Below are 20,291 nucleotides of genomic sequence, written 5' to 3' on the forward strand. Positions count from 1 at the left end.
CAGCCGCCGGGCGGGCGCGGTCCGTCTCCGGCGGCCTGCTCGCCTCACCCGCGCAACCGCGTGTTGAGGCGTGCGGCCTGCCGCGTGAGGTGGTCGCGTTCGGGGAGGGTGGAGGCCGACCGGGCGGCCTCTGTGTACAGCCGCGCCGCAGTAGGCAGGTCACCGTCACGTTCGTGCAGGTAGGCCGCCGCGGCGGTATACCGGGGCAGGGAGGGGTCCAGGTCCGCCAGGGCGGCCAGGCCGGCCCGTGGACCGTCGGCCTGGCCCACCGCGACGGCCCGGTTGAGGCGGGCCACCGGGCTGTCAGTCAGGTGTACCAGTTCGTCGTACCACTCCACGATCTGCACCCAGTCGGCCTCCTCGACGGTCCGGGCGTCGGCGTGGAGCGCGGCGATGGCGGCCTGGGCCTGGTACTCGCCCAGGCGGTCGCGGGCCAGGGCCGTTTGCAGGATGTCGACGCCCTCGGCGATCAGGCGGGTGTCCCACAGGGTGCGGTCCTGTTCGGCCAGGGGCACCAGTCCGCCGTCGGGGCCGGTGCGCGCGGGGCGGCGTGCGTGGTGGAGCAGCATGAGCGCGAGCAGGCCCGCGACCTCTTCGTGGTCGGTGGCGGCCGCCAGTTGGCGGGTGAGCCGGATCGCCTCTCCGGCGAGGTCGACGTCGCCGGAGTAGCCCTCGTTGAAGACGAGGTAGAGCACGCGCAGCACGGTGGCGACGTCACCGGGCTGGTCGAGGCGGACCCCTGAGACGGTGTGCTTGGCCCGGCTGATGCGCTGGGCCATGGTCGCTTCCGGCACGAGGTAGGCGCGGGCGATCTGACGTGTGGTCAGGCCGCCGACCGCGCGCAGTGTGAGGGCGACGGCTGAGGCCGGTGTCAGTGAGGGGTGCGCGCACAGGAAGTACAGCCACAGCGTGTCGTCCGCCGCCCGGCCCGGGCCGGGGGCGGGTTCGTTGTCGGCGCGTTCCTCGCGTTGCCGCCGGGCGGTGTCGGCACGGACGGTGTCGAGGAACTTGCGCCAGGCCACGGTGGTCAGCCAGCCCCGGGGATCGCGTGGCGGGCTGTCCGGCCACCGGCGTACGGCCTCGACCAGGGCGTCCTGTACGGCGTCCTCGGCTGTCGCGAAGTCGGCTCCGCGGCGGACGAGGACGCCGATCACGGTGGGGATGAGAGCCCGTAGCAGGGCTTCGTCCACCGTCGCTCACTCCGTGGTGGTCGGGTGCGGGTCCAGGAACGGGCGCACCTCCAGCCACTCGTGGATGGGCCTGCCGCCCGCGCCGGGGGCCGCGGACAGTTCACCGGCCAGTTCCAGTGCCCGGTCGTAGGTGTCGACGTCGATCACCATCCAGCCGGCGATCAGGTCCTTGGTCTCGGCGAAGGGCCCGTCGGTGACCGGCGGCCGCCCCTGGCCGTCGTAGCGGACGAACGTGCCCTGCGGGGAGAGCGCCTGGCTGTCGACGTACTCGCCGGTCTCCTCCAGTCGGGCGGCGAAATCCTCCATGTAGCGCACGTGGGCCTCGACCTCGGCCGGTGTCCACTGGTCCATCGACACGTCGTTGACCGGTGCCGGCGCGCCTCGGTAGTGCTTGAGCAGCAGGTACTTGGCCATCGTGTTCTCCTTGGTGCGGTACGACCCATTGTGGTCGTGCTCACTTCGGAGACGGAGCCGTATGCGGGTTCTCTACATCCCCGCGGGGAAGTTTTTGGCGGCTCTCGAAGGTCTTCGCGTGCTCTGCGGTGCCGTGGACGGTGGCGGGAAGCCTCTTTCTCCCTAGGGACGGTGTTGACCGGCGCCGCCTGGAAGGCCTGAGAGGGGCCTCGGCCGTGGAGGCCCCGGGGTGCGTGGCCCGTTTCGGGGATGTCGATGGCCTGGACGGGGAACCGCTCCCCGGACGGGCATCGTGCCGCGGGGGCATGGACCGGGCCGTGTCCGCGCGGGTGGGGCGCGTCGTCCACGGGCGTCCCAGCGCCCACCGAAGCAGCCGGTGCGGGGTTCAGTCGAGCAGGGAGCGGCCGATGATCTCCTTCATGATCTCGGTGGTTCCGCCGTAGATGGTCTGGATGCGGCTGTCGGTGAAGGCGCGGGCGACGGGGTATTCGGTCATGTAGCCGTAGCCGCCGTGGAGTTGGAGGCAGCGGTCGACGACCCGCTTGTGCAGTTCGGTCGCCCACCACTTGGCCATGGAGGCGTCCACAGCGCTGAGTGTGCCGCGGACGTGCTCCTCGATGCAGCGGTCGAGGAAGGCGCGGGTGACGGCGCACTCGGTGGCCATCTCCGCGATCTCGAAGCGGATGTGCTGCTTGGCAGCCAGGGGGCGGCCGAAGGCCTGGCGCTCTTTGACGTAGGTGGTGGTGATCTCCAGGACGTGCTCGGCGGCAGCGATCGCGGCGACGGCGATGCTCAGCCGCTCCTGCGTGAGGTTCGTCATCAGGTGGACGAAGCCTTTGTTGAGCTCGCCGAGCAGGTTGCCCTTGGGCACGCGTACGTCGTGGAAGAACAGTTCGGCGGTGTCCTGTGCTTTCTGGCCGATCTTGTCGAGATTGCGGCCGCGTTCGAAGCCTTCCATGCCGCGCTCGACGACGAGGAGGGACAGGCCGTGGGCGCCGCCCTGCGGGGTGGTCCTCGCCACGACGACGACCAGGTCGGCGAGGATGCCGTTGGAGATGAACGTCTTGGACCCGTTGAGGACCCAGTGGTCGCCCGCGTCCTCGGCGTGGGTGCGGATGCCCTGCAGGTCCGAGCCCGCCTGGGGTTCGGTCATGGCGATGGCCGTGATGAGGGTGCCGTCGCAGAAGCCGGGCAGCCAGCGGCGTTTCTGCTCCTCGGTGGCCAGGCCGGTCAGGTAGGGGCCGATGATGTCGTTGTGCAGGCTCAGGGCGAGCCCCGGGGCTGCGGCGCGGGCGAACTCCTCGTTGAGGACGACGTTGTAGCGGAAGTCGTCGGTGCCGCCGCCCCCGTACTCCTCGGGCACGTCGAGTCCGAGGAGGCCCTGTTCGCCGGCCGCGCGCCAGGCGTCGCGGGAGACGATGCCGTCCTTCTCCCACTGCTCGTAGTGCGGCAGTACCTCTCGGGCCAGGAAGGAGCGCACGGTTTCGCGGAACACGTCGTGTTCGGGGGTGAAGAGCTGCCGCTTCATTCGGTGCCTTTCAGGGGTGCGGGTGCGTCCCGGTCTCGGGTCGCGGTGTCGGCGTCCGGTCGGTCGGGGGCGTGCGGAGGGTCGCCGGAAACGGGGCGTGGTCCGGGGGCGGGTGCCGTGGGTTGTCGGGGCGACGGTTCGCACCGCTCCGGCACTTCTCATTGTCGCCCGTGCGTTCACGGGAGTAACGCTCCTTGTCCTTCGCCCTGGCGTCGGGTGGACTGTCCTGCCCTGCCGGCAGCGGGTGTGGGCCGTCGACCCCCTACGCGCAGCCGCCGTTGCGACCGTTACGGCACGCTCTCCCGTATCTGCTTGGCCAACGGCCCGGCACTCCGTACAGAAACGCTTCCGCCAGGTTAACGGTTGCCCGTTGAAGCACCACCGTGTCTCTCCCGGAACACCGCAGGTACCGGACGTACACCGCCGACGAGCACCAGGCCCGAAGACCAGGGAACTCGTCCAGCAGACCCTTTCCCACGGTGAACGGCAGGGAACCTCGCGGAACAGAGGGTTGCCCCGTGGGAACCGCGGTGCCGAGAGCATCGAATTGGTATGCGCACGGAAACCGGACAGGAGCTGTCCCGAATCGGAGTGCCCTTGGTCCGGCGGTACGCCTTCTCGGAACCAGAGGTGTTTCCCTTGTCCTCGGCCGCTGGGCGGCAGGGGCCGCATTCCCCTGCCACTCCCCCGCTCTCGCGGAAACATTTCCTTATCGTTGAGAACAAGGGGTCCTTCGCCCCCGAGGAAGAGCACGGCTTTCTCTCTCGTACTCAGGGCGTCCCTGAGCGCCTTCCGCAACGGTTGCGGCAGGGCGGCAAAGAGGAGACAAGTCCAAGGGCTCCTCAGGAGCCGCTGAACCCCACCGAACCGTGAATCCCAAGACCTCGGGGTACCCTCCTTGACGCCCTTGGAGTTCCTCGCCTAAAGCTCCCCCTCACGTGCCTTGCGTACAAGCTCCGGGGTCAGTGTCTCCTCCCCGTGTTCCGCGGCATAGGCGCGCAGCCGCCCGAGCGTGGAGTCAGGAGGCGGGGGCTTGTCGCTCACCCGGCCGCCAAGCATGATCGCCGCGAACTCGGCCGATATCTCTTGAGATGTCCGATCAGCCATGGTGGTCAGCCTACTAAGCAGCCGTCGACCCGCACAGCGGCTTCGGGATAGGGCCGACCGACTCCAGCACCGCCAGGGCAGCCCATCAAGTCCTCCGTTATTGCGGACGTCTGTCGCCCGTTCTCTGCGTAAGCGCAACAAGCACCGCATTCCCGGCCCAGGGCCGTCCCCACGACGTGTGAGCCCACGGCGCGCGCAGAACCACACGCGGAGTCCAACTCCCCTGCCCCTTCATCATGGATCGCAGCCGTCCCAGCGGCGTTGCCCCGGTCCCCCAACCGGGCGGTGATCATGTCGGGCCGGTGACCTCTTCGGCCAGGCACACCGCCTGGGTTGCACCGGTGTTCGCCCCCTCCGGTCGCGGCGACTCAGTGCGGGGATCGCTACGCCCTCTGCCGGGTGAGCAGTCAGGCAAACACAACCACTTCCTGGCACGCCCGGATCGTCGCGGCGACAGCGCCCTGGCCGTCCGGACCACGGGGGACATCCTGGGGCCGATGGCGCCAGCTCACCCTCCCCTTCCCACACGGCGATCGCGGCGGAGCCCCACCAGGCTGCCCAGACTCCGCAGGTTGTCGGCGGCGCGGACCCGACCAGCTCGCCGGCCTCGCCTGCCGGTCACAGGGCTGGTTCGCCGCACTCTTGCCTTCTCGGCGAGGAGGAGGCGGCATGCCCAACCAGAGAAGTGCGACGACCGGTCCAGGAGGTAGGGCAGGCACAGGGCTGATGCGGCGACGATGCGCGAGCGGGGTGCTGCGCCGGTGGGCCGTTCCAATCCGCCACGGTTCTCACTCAGTCCCGGGAGGGCTGCCAGTACACCGTCGGCGCGTCGCTGTACGACCAGGGCTTCCAGATTTTCGTGGCTGTCGCAGACCTGTGCCGTGCCTTTGCGGGTGTCGTCGGCGTCGCCCACACCGTCGTCCACCGCTTCGGCACTGGTGCCGGGTAGGCGGTTTGGACACCACCCGCTGGGACCGTTTCCGCAGCTTGTCAGGGGGCCGGACTCTTCACCATCGTCCTCGCACAGCCGAAGCATTCCTGTCACCCACAGGAGACAGCCTTTCGGAGGACTTCCCGGCGGAGCCGTTCGAGAGGCAATCGTGAGTTTTCGGTCCTGCACCAGGGGTGTTCGGGATGTGAATGCTCGAGCGTTTTTCCTGGTCCAATGGGTACACCACTCTGTTTACCCAGTTTCGGCGGCGCGTCAAGCATAGTTTTGGTTGCCTACAACCTGAGAGAGACGATCCACAATTTGAACTAATTGACAGCGTTCTCCCAACAAAAGTCAGCGCTTGTCGCTAATGTCAGTGATTCCTGCCTTAGGTGTCCAGCGTGACCTGCGCTTGAAGCGGCAGACGCGACTGCCAAGCCGTTGCGCTGCTTCGGTAGTGCGACCTGGCGGAGAGACCACACCATGGGCTACTCCCGGCGCGGGGTTTCCCCAGGAAAGGACAACTGGGCTGGAGATGGAGGAGACAGCCTGTTCCTCACGGAGGTGAAACGTCAGATGGAGGTCATGTGGGTGGTCAGGACCTAGTGATGGTCGCGCTGTCAGGAGTACAGCGGTTCATTGAGGAGTCCCGAACAACCTCGGACCTACGTGCGGGCAGTCGAATCATCGCCGAACTGACCGCGCAGGCCGTGTCAGTGTGCGAGGCTTCCAAAGCCGAACTGGTCTTCCCGACCTCAGCCCGGGAAGAAGTGGGGATGCCCAACCGGGTGGTGGCGCTGGCCCCCGCGGGGCAGGGGACCGCGCTGGCACGGAAAGCATCCGAACGGGTGCGTGAGTGTTGGCAGGACTGGCTGCGACGGTTCCTTGGGCGTGATGAGGACACACCTGGTATGCCCGCCGTGACGTGGGTAGTGGTCCCACCCCGGGAAGGCGGTTATCCGGAGCAGTGGAGGGAAGCCCAACGCCGGCTGGTGGCTCGCAAACAGGTCCGGGATTTCGCAGCGTTGGAGGTGCGGTCGGCCGGTCTTTGCCAGCTGAGTCCCCGCTGGCCGGCCACCAGGCCGCCGCGTCAGAACCTACGCCCCTTCGAACGTGACACGCTGAGCGCTGCCAACTGGGTGAAACGCGAGCGTGGTCGCCACCACAGCGGGATCGCCTCGACCTACGGGATCGCCTCGGCCCCGTTTCGGGCTGCCGTGCTCGAGCAGATGGGATGCCCGCGTGTGTCCACCGTGGTGGACGACTTGCGTGAGGCGGTGAAGGAAGCGGGAGTAGGAATCCCTGGACGGCCACTGCCTGGTATGGCTAAACCCCGGGGTGAAGCTGCCCAGTGGCTGTGGCGAGATGGTGGCCAGTGGGTCTACCCCGACTCGTGGTCGGCGGAGTCACTGGCCCGTCAACTCGGAAAGCCCACTTCCGGAGCGGAGTTCACGGATTTTCGTGACGTGGTGGCCCTGGGCCGCATGGCGGCTGCCAACCTCCAGAAAGTCATGGAGGAGAAGTTCCAGGTGGCGCCTCCCGCCTCCTACCTGGCGGTTCTCGCCCAGGACTTGGACGACATGGGCTCTCATCTCTCCAGAAAGACAAAAAAGGAGAACCTGTCCCGAAAGCGGCACGCCGAGATCTCCGACCAGCTCAGGCGGGTCGCTGAGAAACAGACCTCTCTTCTGCGTGATCCGGCGCAACTGGGCGTCGAGGTCTACGCGGGGGGCGACGATCTGCTGGCCTTCCTACCCGCAGCCACGGCTCTGGCGGGAGCCCGTGCCTGCAAGAAGGCGGTCACCGAGGTGTCCGCGGACCTGCCTGACGCCAGTAGCGCACTGCTGTTCTTCCATCGCAGGTACCCGCTGCGGCTGGCCTTGGCCGCAAGCCGCGCGGCCCTAGCCGCCGCCAAGAGTGTGCCTGGTAAGCACGCCCTGGCTGTGGGATACCTGCGGCGCTCCGGCACCCAGGAGACATATGTGCGGAAATGGGTTCCCGACCCGTCTAACCCCGAGATGTTGGTGTGCGACTACCTGTCGGACTTCACCCGGTCAGGGATGCAGACGGCGCGGCTGTCCCCGGGATTGCTGCGGGATCTGGAACGCGACGCTCCTGCCCTGTTCGGCCTCAGCCCGGACACCTTCGCTGCCGAACTGCAGCGTCTCATCTACCGGCACACTTCCGCCCCTACCGATCACCAGCGGAAGGAGTTCGCTCTACGGGCCGCGGACCGACTCCGGATCCTGGGGTTGTCCGACGGTGCTTCGCCCACGAAGTCCGAGCAGACCCTGATTGCGGCGGCCCGGGTCGGGGTGTTCCTGCGTCAGGAGTGCCGATGAAAACTGACCGTACCGGCAGCAGAGACACCACGTGGGTGGTGCTTGAACCCCACGACACTGTCCATGTACGCGACGGCCGGCAATTCAGTTCCCGGGACAGCAACACGGCCCTGGCAGAGACGGTCACTCCCCGGCCCAGCACCATAGCTGGGGCACTGGCCAGTGCCTACGGGGGCGACCTAGCGGCGGTACGCGGTCCGGTGCTGGGCAAGAAGGACACCAGCGGGGTATGGCGCCCCTACTTCTCCGTCCCCTCCGACGTGGTGGCTGCCAAAAACCGGGAATCGGTGTATCGGCTCACCGTGGGATCCGCCGTGCACGACACCGACCTGGCTGATCTCAAGGGTGCTCCTGAATCCCTGTTGGAATTGCCGCCGCAGGTGTTGACCAAGATGGAGCCGGTGCAAGGGTGGATGTCCGGAAGGAGCCTGTCGTCCTACCTGCGCGGCACGCTGTTTCAGAACCATGCCTTGAAACGCTCTCGCCTGGGAATGCCGGACGACGAGGAACCCCTGGTGCCCGAACACCGGATCGGGATCGCTCTCCAGGACCGGCGTGTGCGTCCGGGGTACCTCTACCAGGCCACGCACCTGCGCCCCCGTGATGGGTGGGCCTTTCTCGCCGAGGTCGTCCCGCCCCCCGAGCGGACAGGGCTGGCGCGTAGCACAGTGGCGCTGGGCGGGATCTCCCGGCTTGCCGAGGTCACCGCTCTCCCTACGGGCTCCGTGGCATGGCCTCAGGGACCCGAGGACTTTCCCGGTGGCCGAGTGCTGCTGTACGTGGCCACACCCGCGTTGTGGCCCGACGGCTGGCGCCCGCCACTGCCGCCGGAGGCGACTCTGGTCGCAGCGGCCCTGGGCGATCCGATCCCGGTGGCCACCGCCTCACCCAAACGGGGTTTCAACCGTACCCGCACACTGCGTTGGGCGGTCCCCCCTGGATCGGTGTACCTGATCCGCCTTCCCGAAGACACCGCCGCCGCTACCGCGGCTTCCTGGCACGGCCGGGCACTGGCCCCCTCCGCTGACTGGACCATCCCGTCTGACGGCGAGCCACATCCCCCCACTGACGCTCCCCGGCTGGACACCGCCGGATTCGGCATCGTACTGACAGGAGTCTGGACATGACCGCTTTTCTGCTGTACCTGTACGCCGAGTCTCCTCTGCATCCCGGAGCCGCGGCCAGCGACGGCGCGCTCGACCTGCCCATTCAACGGGAGAAAAGCACCAACTATCCGCTTATCTGGGGTCAGAGCCTCAAAGGCGCGCTGCGGCAGGCCGCCCGCGACGCCGGTTGGAGCACAAGCCAACAGAAAGAAGTGTTCGGCTCTGAGGTGAGCGACGAAGAGGAGAGCACCCCGGGGAAGCTCGCGGTGGGCGACGCCCAACTCGTGGCACTTCCGGTCCCCACCCTACGCCGTTCCTTCGCCTGGGCCACCTCCCAGCTCGCGCTGAGCCGCCTGGCCCGCAAGTACACCATCATCGGACGCGGCGACACCGTACCCACAATTCCCAACACAGACGGCAAAGAGGGGGCCTGCGGTCGAGGCGAATGGGGCGGGGCGTCTCCAGAAGTACTCGGCCCCTGCCTGGTTAAGCTCCAACGCCCCGGTGGTGGCGACAACACTCCCGATCCGGTCACTGATTGGGCGAAATTGTTGGCCAGTGACGCCGTCGGCGACGCCGACCACCTGAGCGCATTCGCCTCCAAACTCGCCAAGGACCTTCTGGTGGTCGGTTCCGAACCGATGTCCGTGCTACTGCGCGAGTGCACCGAGTTTTCGGTACGCGTGCAGCTCCACCCCGAACGAAAACAAGTCGTCGAAGGCCCTTTCACCAGCGAATACCTGCCCGCTGAAACAATCCTTGCCGCAGTGCTGACCCTGCGGGGAACCCCCAGCCCCGAAACCGTCCAGCGGCTTCGGGGGCTGCTGCACGGCTCACTGCTCCAGGTCGGCGGTGACGAGACCCTCGGAAAAGGCCTGGTGTGGACCCGAATCGTTGAAGGAAACCGCAATGGTTGAACGAGTGGATCAGCAGATGGCGGCCCAGGCCGAGAGGGTCATCGGTCCCGTGGTGACCAACCCCCAACTCGCCAAACGCCTCCGTACCCGGATGCGCCAGTTCCCCATGCGACTGCGTTCTTCAGGACTGGTCGCCGCGTTCGCATTCGCGGAGAGCAGGAGCGGCAACGGTGACCCTCTCGAACAGGCCTACACCCGACTGTGCGAGGTGATCATCCAGCACGTCAGTCAACGCGACCTGCTGCCCGGGCTGACCGCCCAGTCCACCCCTCGCGAATTCCTGACCATGCTCACCAACGCCGGCCTCACCACCTACAGCCGGGTCAGTGCCGAAATCGACTTGCTTGCCGGATGGCTGAGCCGGATCGCTGACGCCTATTACGGAAAGCTGGCGGCCGCTGCCCGCGCCGAGCTGGAAGAGACAACCGAACGCACCGTCGGCGAAGAAGTCGAGGAACAGGCATGACCCCTCCCCGTGGCCGTCGCGAAACCCGTCCCAGCCGCCGTAATCGGGACAACCTCCCTCCGGAGGAGATTCTGTCCGTCTCCTATGCCGGAGCACTGGGCAAGGTTCTAAGCGCCAGTGTGAAGCAGGAACCGAACCTGCTGGACAAGAGTCGCCTGCCCCACCGGTCCAGCACGATCCACTACACCGGACGCCCCGACCCCAAGCTGAACGACTCCGCCAACGCCCTGGTCGTCCTACGCCGTTTGACCGTGCTCGACTCTTCCCCCAGCAACTCCAAGGCACGCCCCGAAGAACCCGTACTCGACTGGGCCAGCAAACACCGTCTCGGGTACCAGGACGACTGGGCAGCCGTGGTCGACCAGCGCCGTCGTCACGCCCTGCGCGCCCTCAACACTCGTCAGCGTGGGCACCGGTACATACGCCGTGTGGAACTGACCGCTGAGTGGCGACTGGTCACCGGTTTGGGAGAGCAGACCGGCGCTCACGAGTTCGGTCTCAGCCTGCACGGCACCTACGGCTGGCCGCTCATACCGGGTTCCACCCTCAAAGGAGCAGCCGCTGCCTGGGCACGCCACCAGAAAGTGTCCGCTGAGCGCTACACGGCGGTCTTCGGCACCCCGACCACCTCAGAGGATGAGGAAGACCTCCACGGCAGCCGATGCGGCGTGCGCTTTCTGGATGCCCTTCCCAAAGCCAGCCGCGAACCCCGTCACTGTCTGCGCGTGCACAGTGACGTGATCACCCCGCACCAGCACACCTACCACACCGACAGCGGCACAGAACCGTGTACACCCGGTGAGCATCACCAGCCGATCCCGCTGCCGTTCCTGTCGCTGAGCGGTACCTTCGTCGCCGACCTCGTCGGTGACAGTTCTGAGTCCACTGAGCAAGCCGCGGAATGGCTCGCCCGTGCCTGTAGCGAGAACGGGATCGGCGCGCGCACCACCGCAGGCTATGGCTACCTCACCGCCACATCCACCGACAACTGGGAGGAACCGTGACCGTCCATCTGGTCTCCGTGGGCCTGTCCCTACGCAACAGCCTTGTCAACAAGCCGGACCAATGTCTGGACGGCGACCACGAAGACGTGCTCCACGCCCTCATCGACCGGGCCTCGGAGATGATTCCCGCCAGCGGTGACCTCATCCGTCATCGACGGCACCTCTCCGAGCAGCTCGTCCCGGGTACCCCCCTCGCCGCCGACCTCGCCGCGGAGATCGGTGAAGTCCGCCCTGACCTGTGGCTGAGTCGGGTCAGCGCTGAACTCGCCTCCCTGGCCCGCTACAGCGACTCTCGATCCAAGCCTCTGCCACGCAAGGCGCGACTGGGTTCTCGAAGCAAAGACACCGTCGTCCTCCTGGCCACCGACACCGTGCCGGGACTGCGCTCGGCGCTGTGGAACGCCTTGGCGCTGACCTCGGGCGATCCCACCCGCATCGTCTGGTTCGCCAACCCGCAGGACACCGTCGGACACGCTGCGGGCCGTGTCATCATCGCACCGATTCCCGGTCTCGCCGTCGGCGGCGACACTGCCATGTTCCAGGCCATGGGAAGCCTGGGCCGACTCGGCCATACTCTCATCAGACACATCGTGGGCCCGGGAGCGGACTACGTTTTCCACCTGTCCGGCGGCTACAAGGCCACCATCCCCTACCTCATCGGACTGGCCGAAGGCATGCGTGGCCTCGTCCATAACGGCGAGGTCGCCTCGGTATCCGCCTATGTCCTCCATGAGGACGACCTGAACAGCCTGATCCGCCTGCCGCTACGCGTCCTGCCTTACGAGGTGCTGGAGAAGGAATTTGAGGGCGTGGACAAGAACGACCAGCCCTCGAACGGCATGGGGCGCCGCCTGCTCCCCATGTCCCCCCACCGGTTGCTGGAAGGGTACGCCTACGAACGCCACCGTGAGGAATGGCGTCTGACCCCGTTCGGTGAAGGACTCATCCACCTCATTCCCTGACCAAGGAGACTGGTCGTGACCGACGACACCGAGCGGTCGACATCACTTCCGGCCGCGCTCCGTCCCCTCTACGCGCGGCTACGCGGCGGTGTGCTTCCCAGCGCACAACAGTTGAGCACGCTCGCCCTGCAAGGCACTGGTCCGATCTGGAAAGACCTCCGCCCTCACCTGGAGCGTCTGTGGGCGTTGGTTCCTGCCGGTTCCGGTCCCCGATCGGTCCCTCTGCCCGGGAACGACCTGCTCGAAGAGGCGATCAACCATTTCAGCGCCTATTTCGCCACCCCCGGTGAGAGAGTGCGACGCCAACTCCGCACCCTTCTTCTGTACCCCCACGAACTCCTGGACCAATCCCTCGACACCGGTACTGGTCACACCTCCCGGGCCGCAGACAGCGAAGAGGTCCGTGTCCACTGGATGCGTACCTGTGTAACGGTCGAAGCGGTGTGGCGCCATGTCGACTCGGGTGCTGACCGCTATGGCGAACTGGCTCGGCTGCGTCCTCTTGCCGCACGCAACCGCTTTCTCGCCCTCGCCGAGCCGATGCGCTACCGCGCAGTCCTTGACAGCCCGTGGATTCCCAGCCGCAGCAGTGTCTTCGGGGCCACTGACAGTCCCACGCAACATGTCTTCGGAGCAGACACCTACTTGTTGCTGGTGGACAGGGTCCGTACCGCCCGCCGCGACTGGTATGCCTATCTCAACACCTACCAGTCCCACCCGCTGTTGGCCCAAGCCGAGTTACACCAGCTCGAAGGCGAACTCCGGGAAATCTGTACTGCCCGCGGTTACTCCACCGGTCCACTCATCTTGTCCTCCTACTCCCTGGACAAGATCGCTCCACCCGATGGTGAGGACGAGGACATGGTCTGGGAAGTCCTCCACAACCACCTGCTTCCCCGGTTCAGGTTCTTGGAGACCATTTCCCTCATCGATCCCACCAAGGTCGTGTTCGCTTTTCCTCTCCTCGTATCCGCCCTGGTCTGTGGTTTCGGGCTCGCCGCTGCGGGCATGGCTCTGTTCTGCCACTCGTATACGACTGCGGCAGTACTGGCTGCGGCCTGCTACGCCCTCATCGGCTTGGGAGCCGTGCGTTTTGGACGGGTGTGGACAGCTCTGTGGCTGCTGAGGCTGCCGGCCGCCGCTACGCTTGGGCTCGTTCCCCTGGTTGCCTTTCCCGACTGGTGGCAGCGCATCCAGTTCAACTGGTCGATCACCGACGTCACTTCGCTGGCGCCGCTCCTGCTACTCGGAGTGTCCTACGGCTATCTGGTCATCGAGGCGCGCAACCACGGAGTCGGCCCCGCACAGGCGCTCAGTCGCGCGGCCACGGTGGCTGCCGTCGGTGCACTGCACGCATTCCTGGTCAGTCTTCTCGGTCTGACGATCATCGCGCCAGTTTTCGGTGAGCAGACCTCCGACACCAACATCGCCAGCCTGTGGACCACGTCTGGCAGCGCTCCCGTCGTGGTTCTGGTCACGGCCGCCGCATGGTGTCTGGCCATCGGTGTTTTCTCTCAGATCCTGTGGGACGAGCGCCCCATCACCGCGCCCCTGGCGCACACGCACTGGCGCGACAAGCAGTAAGGAGCACTCATGTCCTGGATCACCCTGCGTCTGCGTGTCACCACCCCGCTGTTCAACGGGAATGATCACGAACCTCTACGTGTCAGTTCCCTGCGCGGGGTCATGCGCTACTGGTTTCGTGCATTGGCTGGGAGTAAAGTCGGCCCTGACGTTCGGACTCTGCGCCGCCTCGAAGACATGGTTTTCGGCAGCACCGAAAAACCCTGTCCGGTGCGGCTACGGCTAGCCGGGCTGCCCCGGGTCCAGTCCGTTCCCAACATTCTTAAAGCTCAGCCTGTTCCCGACATTCCGGACGCGGAGTCCGCGATCGGCTATCTGCTGGGCCAGGGCCTCGGAACTATCACCGGAGGTGACTACTACATCCTCCGGCCCTATGTACGCCCTGACAACCACAACCGATACTTCAAACTCAAGATCGCGCTGTCGAAGGACGAACCTGTTGACGCCCTGACTCTGGCCTCCCTGTGGATGGTCTGTGCTTACGGTGGAGTGGGCGCGCGCACTCGGCGCGGCTTCGGCGGACTGCGTATCATCGGCGTCTCCCCCAACGGTCACGACCTTCCTGCGCCCTGGGAAGATCCGGGCCGGCTCGCCACCCCCGGCCTCGACCACTACCGGGAACTCGACCAGCTCCAGCGGCTACAACCCATCGGTCCCTTGGCTGACTGCCTGCGCCACATCGACACCTTGCTCACCCGGTTGGACGACACCGGTACAGCACGCCCCTGGCAGGTTGACGAGACGCCCACCTATCCAGTGTTCAGTGGAACTCGTACCTGTGCAGGACTCAGCGCCTACTCCGCTCCCTCCTGGGAGCAACTGCTGGCCCATGTTGGATGGCAGTACCGGCTGTCACGTGCGACGAGCGACAACAGTGCGTCCAGCACCAACTACTGGCCCAAGATCAAAACGCCCGAACGAGAAGCCGTTATCCGAGGGAATTCCGACCACTTCCCCCTGGGGGCACTCGGCCTTCCCGTGGTCTACTCCAAGGACAGAGTAACCGTAGGCGAACGTCGAGCCTCACCGCTGTGGCTGCGTCCTGTTGGTGAGGACGGAGAGTGGAAGCTGTTCTCCTTCGCTTTCCACAGTGCTTTCCTACCGGAGACGACCGAGGTGCAGCTTCGCAGAACCAACGGAGGCAACATACGGAGTGTTGCCGTCACCGATGACGACATCGTGACCCGCACCAGTGATTGGGTCCAGCGGATGAGGAGCACTCCGGCCCCCTACCATCTTCCTCAACAGAAAGGCCAGATGAGACCACAGAGGAGGAAGTGAAAGAAAATCCCACGGTGTGGTGACTACTGCGCTCCTCGGGCTTCCTCCTACAAACACCTGATGTGGTGCGCGACTGAACGCGACTGTGAGGTAGCCACCCGGGTGGAGGGTGACTGGCCCGGGGGCGGAAAAGATCCGGGGTTGGGGCGTGGATCCCGTTCGAGGACGAGCCGGCAGTGGGGTGAGCAGCTCGCGGACGTGCGTATCCGAGCCTGACGGGATCCGCCTGCAACCCACCGTCGTCAACAGAGCCCGGCAGTGGCCGGTCCGTGTTCTCGTCATGCCGCTACCGCAGCGGTGAGGAGCCACAGACGCTCTAACGCCCAAGGCCCCGCGGGTGACACAGTCGTGACCGATCGCCCTAACGGATGCGGTCCGTCATCAAGAAGCCTCGGGCGTGCAGATTCCGTTGGAAGATAAGAGTTCACCAGGTCTGGGCGCCCTGCGGCACGGGAGGACCAGAAACAACGAGGGATCAGGCACGCTGATCAGTCATGCCCGAAAGTTGTGGACACCGTTCTCCCCCGCTTTGGGGGGGGCGGGCGCGGGCTCTGGGGCTTCCTGGTCTTTGCGCCGGGTCAGGCTCCGATGAGGCGGCTGGTGAATCCGGCGTCGACGAGTGCCTGGTAGGCGGCGTGGACGTCGTCGGGCACGTGCTGTTCGACGGCGAAGCCGCGGTCGGGGTACTCGATGACCCGTTGCAGGTCGCCGACCATGGTGTCGATGACGAGCCGGTCGTCGCCGATGCCCGCGAGGTAGTCGCGGAAGCCCACCGGTTCGGAGGCGCACACCGCCTCCACCTCGGGCCAGAGCCTGCGGGTGGTGGCGTAGGCGCGTCGCTGCATGTAGGGCATGGTCACCAGCATCACCGTGGCCGGGGCCAGGCCCGCCTCGGCCAGTACCTGCCGGGAGAAAGTGATGTTCTGCCCGGTGTTGGCCGCCCGAGGCTCCACCAGGACGGCCTCGTCGGACACACCCAGGTCCAGGACGTGCTCCCGGTAGTGCACGGCCTCGCCCCGGTCGGTGGTGATGTCGGCGGGGCTGCGGCCGTCGGGCAGGTTGAAACGGCCGTTGGGCAGGTCAAGTCCCTCACCGAGGGACGGGTTCACGTCTGTCCTGGAGGAGGGGGCGTCGGGGAGTAGGCTGCCGAACTTGCCGAGCCGGTTGAGCAGGCTGGCGCCGTGCCAGGCCGCTAGGGGCACGCCCAGTACCGCGCCGTAGCCGGTGGCGCTCAGCGCCGCGCCGCCGACGACCGCGGCCACGTCCAGCGCGATGCTGCCCAGGTTGAGGGCGGTGGTGATCACATAGCCGGGGCAGTTGTGCCATTCGGTCCAGGGGAAAACCGAATGGATGACCTCGCCCCCGACAGTGGCCATGTTGTCGGCCCATTCAACTCCAGGAGCCCACGATGTTCTCACCGTCGTACAGGCCCAGCAGATAGGCGGGAGTGGCCAGGGTTTCACTCCAGTAGTCGGTGGCGTTGTCCACCCATTCGCCCCAGGATTCCGCGCCCCAGCCGCGTTCGTCGTGGTAGAAACCGAACATGCCCGCGAAGGCCTGCACACTGCCCAGCGCGTAGTCGTAGACGGCCACGCCCACGTCGACCCACCAGGGTGCGTCGTACTCCTGGGGGTGGCCCAGTCGGTGATCATGTCCACGGGGGCCTTGGCCAGACCGTAGATCACCTCGTTGTCGCCTGCGACGGTGGAGCCGTCCAGCTCGGCGGCGATGAAACGGGTACCGCCCTCGACCAGGGCGGTGATGGCGTTGGCGCAGTCACGTTCGGCCGCCCGGTATTCGGTGTCGACCGCAGCCAGGTCGTTGTTGAGCTGGTTGTGCTCTTCGACCTTGGCCTCGTCCTTGTTGCACTCCTCGCCGATTTCCCTGATCTCGGCGGCCATGGTCTCAGCGTCGGCTTTGAGACTTTTCCACTTGGCCAGTAGGGGGCGGATTTCCTCAACGAAGTCGATGAGCGCCTGACCAATCGTGGTGATCTTGTCTTCCATCTCGTCGCCGTCGTCGGCGACCGGATCGGCCGCGGCCAGCAGTTCCTCGGACTCGGGGGCGACGTAGTTGCCTTCCAGGCCAGACCGGGCCGTTTTGATGTCGTGGCCGGCCTGGGCGATGTCGGTGGCGTCGTCTTTGAGGGCCTTACCCGCGGCCTCGATCGCGTCCGGGGCCGCGTTGGGAATCAGCATCTTGTCGGGGTTGATCACTCCGTCGCCGCTCACCCGACAGCCTCCGCGCCTCTAGGTAGTCCACCGAGCGGCACCACTGTAGAGAAAAACGGCAGCTCTCCAGACAACACCGAAGAATCCGAAAAGCGCATCAGTCCACATCACATCGGAAAACGCACGGAGAACTGTCGCACCAATGGTCGAAACCGGCCATCTGTGCGCAGGGGGACGACGCTCTGCACGAAAGACACCCCCGCTCGTGGGGGTGTCTTCACGACCATGGCCGCCATACCACGACGTCCGACATATCCTTCAGCCCTGACTGATGACCGGTGGGTTCTGTTCGAGCCCCTGCTTCCACCGACCAACCCGGGCACCCGATCCCCACCGTGGCGCGGCCAACAGGGTCTGTACGTGATGTGCGCTGCCTACGCCTGGCAACGCTTTCAGGTGGACTTCCTGCCTCCACCAGACCGTGTACCGGTATTCCTCCCGTTAGGAGGGCACGGTCACTGGACGGATCACCACAGTTCTGCGCCGATGGGTCCACACCACCTCCAACCGTGGCGGTGAAACCGCGGCCGCCGACCTTCAGAGCGCAAGAGGCTCTGGCACTGCTGCCCCGGACATATGCGGTTGTGACGCGACTGAGAGGAGCAACGGCGGTGAGCGGCAGTGTCCAAGGCGATAGTGCGCTGGGCCGTGTTCGATCAGACGGTCCGTCGACCGACACGGGACCGTGATGCCGTCCGCCAACGGGCACGGATCTGTAGGGAAGTCACGCCCCCTCTCCCCACCAGCTTCAGGTGCAAGAGAATTCGAGTTTCGTCCACCCGTCCAAGGAGGAGAATTCGGGTGACCACCGAAAGGATCTCTCCGGAGAGGTTCCAGAGCCTAAGATATTTCGTTGAAGCCTACCTCCAACAGGATTGGAATATTGACGGTGAAAATATTCTGGAAATTCCGAGGAGCAGGAGAGAACTTGCTTCTATTCATTCAGAGATCCAAAGGGATGCGGAGACACTTCTGAGCGAGGGGTTTTCTGAAGGCGAACCGGGGGATCTCTTCGAGAGGTCCTGGAAAAGCGAGTATGAGCCTGATTGCAACGAAGGGGAGACGTGGACCTGAGTGGTCCAGGAAATCATTGGGGCATGCCTGGTGATTAGCGCCGAGGGGAAAGCGTAACAAGGGCAACTCCCGAGGAGGAGTCAGAGGTCGCTTCTTGGGCAGGGCAACTGCCTGAACCGGGGAGTCGGATCCGAGTCGGTCAGCCGGTGCAGGTGCTGCGGCAGTTGGCCAGGGGGCGTCTGCTGTGGGGATGACGGGCGCTTCGCCGCGGCCCAAAGCGCTGACTTCGGCCAGGTCTGCCGTCACTGTCACACGTGGCCGGAGTCGGCCGCCATACGCGCTGCGATGGTCTTGCCCACGGCAAGGCTGCCCGGTCGTTGACCTCCCGGCTTTCCTCGGTTTCGCCGCCGTTTTGGCCCGTCGCAGGAAAATCCCCTGTTCCATCGCGTGAGAATCCTTCTACGGGATTCCCACGATTCTGGTGTTGTCTGCTCCGTCCGGGACCCCGCTCACGTTATCCTCCTGCGCGTACGCGATCACCGCCCCGGAGGCCAACAGGACCCGAAAGCGCCTCATCACGTCGCCGGAATACGGTGGGATCACCATCTCCAGGGCTTCTTCGAGATCGATCACCCGTTCTGTTTGCTCCGCCCCACAGGATGATGTGAACGTCGAGCCACCGGCCTCTGTCGCTGCGTTCCGCGGGCACCAGACCACGGCACCGGACAGCAGAGCCGACTCCGGACCGTGGTCGGCAACGGTCTCCGTTTTCCTGGCCGTCTCCAGCACCTCTCCCCGGTCGGGATCCGCCGTTCGACTTCCCTGCCTTTCTCCGCACCCAACACGGGCGAGTCCGGCCCGGGGTGACTCCCCGATGCTCGACGCGCTTCTCAACTGCTCCACATCCCGGCAACAGGTTCACCAGTCTCAAGGTTGCTCACCTGTTCCACCAGGCCTGCCAAGTTGCTGCCGCCGTACGTGACCAGAACGTAGGGGCCGCCGTCCACCGCCTCGGGGAGTGTGCGGCCGTTCGTGGCATGAGGAGGTCGGGAAGAAAGCCCCTCGTCGTCCAGACGCGGCGCCACCGCTCCTCTCCCGTGGCGGCGTCCAGGGCGATAACCCGTGCCTCCACTTCGTCCAGGGACTCCGCCCGCTCCATCGGGTCGTCTTCGCGGAGTGCTTCTGCGTACACGCTCGCCTGCGGGAGCAGGTCACCGAACACGGCCGTATGATCCACAACGCATTCCGGATCGCCCTGCCGACGCCATGCCCTCGTGTTGCCAACCAGGTCGTACGCCGAGGCATCTCAGAGCTCTCCTTCACGGCCGGTGCGTACTTCAGAGACCAGAAAATCCGATCGGCCCGCAGCGTCGAGTTCGTTTTCTTCGAGGATCTGCCCGGTTTCTACGCAGAGGACGACTGTGCCCGAAGCACCCGGTCGTCTCCGTCCTCCAGAGAGTGGGAGAGAAATGCGGTCGTGCCGTCCGGAGTGACGTCGGCTCGCGCTCCCCACCCGTGGCGGTGTCCACGGCGACCACTCCGTCGCTGATGTGCACCAGAGCGCCGCTGGGCCCGGGATAGACGCCCTTCCATGACGTACTGAAACAGCTTGATTGTTTCGAACGCCCGTGTTGGCCGTGCGGTCTCTGTCAGGGTCAAACGAGCAACATGCCGGACCTATACGGCTGATGTTGGGAAGAGAATCTGTGTCTTCAGCTCCTCTTGCTCACTCCCGGACAGGCGTGTATGGCCATGGTCGATGCCATGACGGCCGAGCGTGTCCGGTTCGGCGTGCCGCCGCTGCCGCACAACGTCGACCAGGCCCTGTGTGCCGTTGCCCGCGCGGCGGGGCCTGCCCGGCCTGCCGCTGGCCGAGGCCTACGACCCGCACCAGGCAGTGGTGACCAAACGCGACGAGGAGCGGGGCGTGGCACTCTGCTCGGTGTCGGCACCCACGGGTTCGCGGCCCGGGCGCCCTTCGACCGGATCCTCGTGACCGCGGGAGCCTGGGACCTGCCCCCGGCCTGGGCGGAGCAGCTGGTCGAGGACGGGCTCCTGATGGTACCCATGCGGATCCGGGGCCTGACCCGCTGCCTGCCCCTGCACCGCGCTCCCCGAAAAGGGGTGCTGGGAGACAGGCCCCGTAGCAGGGGTGGACACCATCGGCCTTTCTGCATCCGCTGTCCCCCGGCCTGGCGGATAGGAGTCGTCGCA

15 protein-coding genes and 1 pseudogene are annotated in these 20,291 nt (G+C 66.0%); 10 read left to right on the forward strand and 6 right to left on the reverse strand.

Annotated elements, in window-relative coordinates:
- Positions 1-44 precede the first annotated feature (44 nt).
- From FOF52_RS06375 to FOF52_RS06385, 3 genes are all read right to left on the reverse strand, one after another.
- Positions 45-1,190, reverse strand: coding sequence for an RNA polymerase sigma factor (locus FOF52_RS06375; RefSeq protein ID WP_248592909.1), 1,146 nt, complete (start codon positions 1,188-1,190; stop codon positions 45-47).
- A gap of 6 nt (positions 1,191-1,196) precedes the next feature.
- The gene (locus FOF52_RS06380; RefSeq protein WP_248592910.1) at positions 1,197-1,604 is read right to left on the reverse strand and encodes a YciI family protein; all 408 of its coding nucleotides are present in this window, start codon (positions 1,602-1,604) and stop codon (positions 1,197-1,199) included.
- A 385-nt stretch (positions 1,605-1,989) separates the two neighbouring features.
- The gene (locus FOF52_RS06385; protein WP_248592911.1) at positions 1,990-3,132 is read right to left on the reverse strand and encodes an acyl-CoA dehydrogenase family protein; all 1,143 of its coding nucleotides are present in this window, start codon (positions 3,130-3,132) and stop codon (positions 1,990-1,992) included.
- A 2,646-nt stretch (positions 3,133-5,778) separates the two neighbouring features.
- On the opposite strand from FOF52_RS06385, the gene FOF52_RS06390 reads away from it, so the two are divergent.
- The 8 genes from FOF52_RS06390 to cmr1 are packed head-to-tail and all read left to right on the forward strand — an operon-like array spanning position 5,779 to position 14,832.
- Positions 5,779-7,512, forward strand: a complete 1,734-nt coding sequence (locus tag FOF52_RS06390) for a Cas10/Cmr2 second palm domain-containing protein (RefSeq protein ID WP_248592912.1) — start codon at positions 5,779-5,781, stop codon at positions 7,510-7,512.
- The gene (locus FOF52_RS06395; protein WP_248592913.1) at positions 7,509-8,639 is read left to right on the forward strand and encodes a type III-B CRISPR module-associated Cmr3 family protein; all 1,131 of its coding nucleotides are present in this window, start codon (positions 7,509-7,511) and stop codon (positions 8,637-8,639) included. The genes FOF52_RS06390 and FOF52_RS06395 overlap by 4 nt, the downstream gene beginning before the upstream one ends.
- Positions 8,636-9,535: a type III-B CRISPR module RAMP protein Cmr4 gene (gene cmr4 / locus FOF52_RS06400; protein ID WP_248592914.1), complete on the forward strand. Its 900-nt coding sequence runs from the start codon at positions 8,636-8,638 to the stop codon at positions 9,533-9,535. Before FOF52_RS06395 ends, cmr4 begins: the two co-directional genes overlap by 4 nt.
- Positions 9,528-10,001: a type III-B CRISPR module-associated protein Cmr5 gene (locus FOF52_RS06405; RefSeq protein WP_248592915.1), complete on the forward strand. Its 474-nt coding sequence runs from the start codon at positions 9,528-9,530 to the stop codon at positions 9,999-10,001. Before cmr4 ends, FOF52_RS06405 begins: the two co-directional genes overlap by 8 nt.
- Positions 9,998-11,005, forward strand: coding sequence for a type III-B CRISPR module RAMP protein Cmr6 (cmr6, locus tag FOF52_RS06410; RefSeq protein WP_248592916.1), 1,008 nt, complete (start codon positions 9,998-10,000; stop codon positions 11,003-11,005). The genes FOF52_RS06405 and cmr6 overlap by 4 nt, the downstream gene beginning before the upstream one ends.
- Positions 11,002-11,967 (forward strand): hypothetical protein, encoded by a 966-nt coding sequence (locus FOF52_RS06415; RefSeq protein ID WP_248592917.1) that lies wholly within the window; start codon positions 11,002-11,004, stop codon positions 11,965-11,967. The genes cmr6 and FOF52_RS06415 overlap by 4 nt, the downstream gene beginning before the upstream one ends.
- 15 nt (positions 11,968-11,982) lie before the next feature.
- Positions 11,983-13,551: a hypothetical protein gene (locus tag FOF52_RS06420; protein ID WP_248592918.1), complete on the forward strand. Its 1,569-nt coding sequence runs from the start codon at positions 11,983-11,985 to the stop codon at positions 13,549-13,551.
- A 9-nt stretch (positions 13,552-13,560) separates the two neighbouring features.
- The gene (gene cmr1, locus FOF52_RS06425; RefSeq protein WP_248592919.1) at positions 13,561-14,832 is read left to right on the forward strand and encodes a type III-B CRISPR module RAMP protein Cmr1; all 1,272 of its coding nucleotides are present in this window, start codon (positions 13,561-13,563) and stop codon (positions 14,830-14,832) included.
- Between the two features lie 578 nt (positions 14,833-15,410).
- Here cmr1 and FOF52_RS06430 read toward each other — a convergent pair.
- Positions 15,411-17,063, reverse strand: a complete 1,653-nt coding sequence (locus tag FOF52_RS06430; protein WP_248592920.1) for an ElyC/SanA/YdcF family protein — start codon at positions 17,061-17,063, stop codon at positions 15,411-15,413.
- Positions 17,064-17,864: 801 nt separating this feature from the next.
- On the opposite strand from FOF52_RS06430, the gene FOF52_RS06435 reads away from it, so the two are divergent.
- Positions 17,865-18,137, forward strand: a complete 273-nt coding sequence (locus tag FOF52_RS06435; RefSeq protein WP_248592921.1) for a contact-dependent growth inhibition system immunity protein — start codon at positions 17,865-17,867, stop codon at positions 18,135-18,137.
- 399 nt (positions 18,138-18,536) lie between these two features.
- Here the strand turns inward: FOF52_RS06435 and FOF52_RS06440 are convergent, their stop codons facing one another.
- Positions 18,537-18,866 (reverse strand): hypothetical protein, encoded by a 330-nt coding sequence (locus FOF52_RS06440; RefSeq protein WP_248592922.1) that lies wholly within the window; start codon positions 18,864-18,866, stop codon positions 18,537-18,539.
- A gap of 101 nt (positions 18,867-18,967) precedes the next feature.
- Positions 18,968-19,162 carry a hypothetical protein gene (locus FOF52_RS06445; RefSeq protein WP_248592923.1) on the reverse strand — a complete coding sequence of 65 codons (195 nt, stop codon included), beginning with the start codon at positions 19,160-19,162 and terminating at the stop codon, positions 18,968-18,970.
- 679 nt (positions 19,163-19,841) lie between these two features.
- Here FOF52_RS06445 and FOF52_RS06450 point away from each other — a divergent pair.
- Positions 19,842-20,138, forward strand: a pseudogene (locus FOF52_RS06450) (hypothetical protein); the annotation flags it as partial.
- Positions 20,139-20,291 lie beyond the last annotated feature (153 nt).

It is taken from the genome of Thermobifida alba, from assembly GCF_023208015.1.
Taxonomy (GTDB): domain Bacteria; phylum Actinomycetota; class Actinomycetes; order Streptosporangiales; family Streptosporangiaceae; genus Thermobifida; species Thermobifida alba.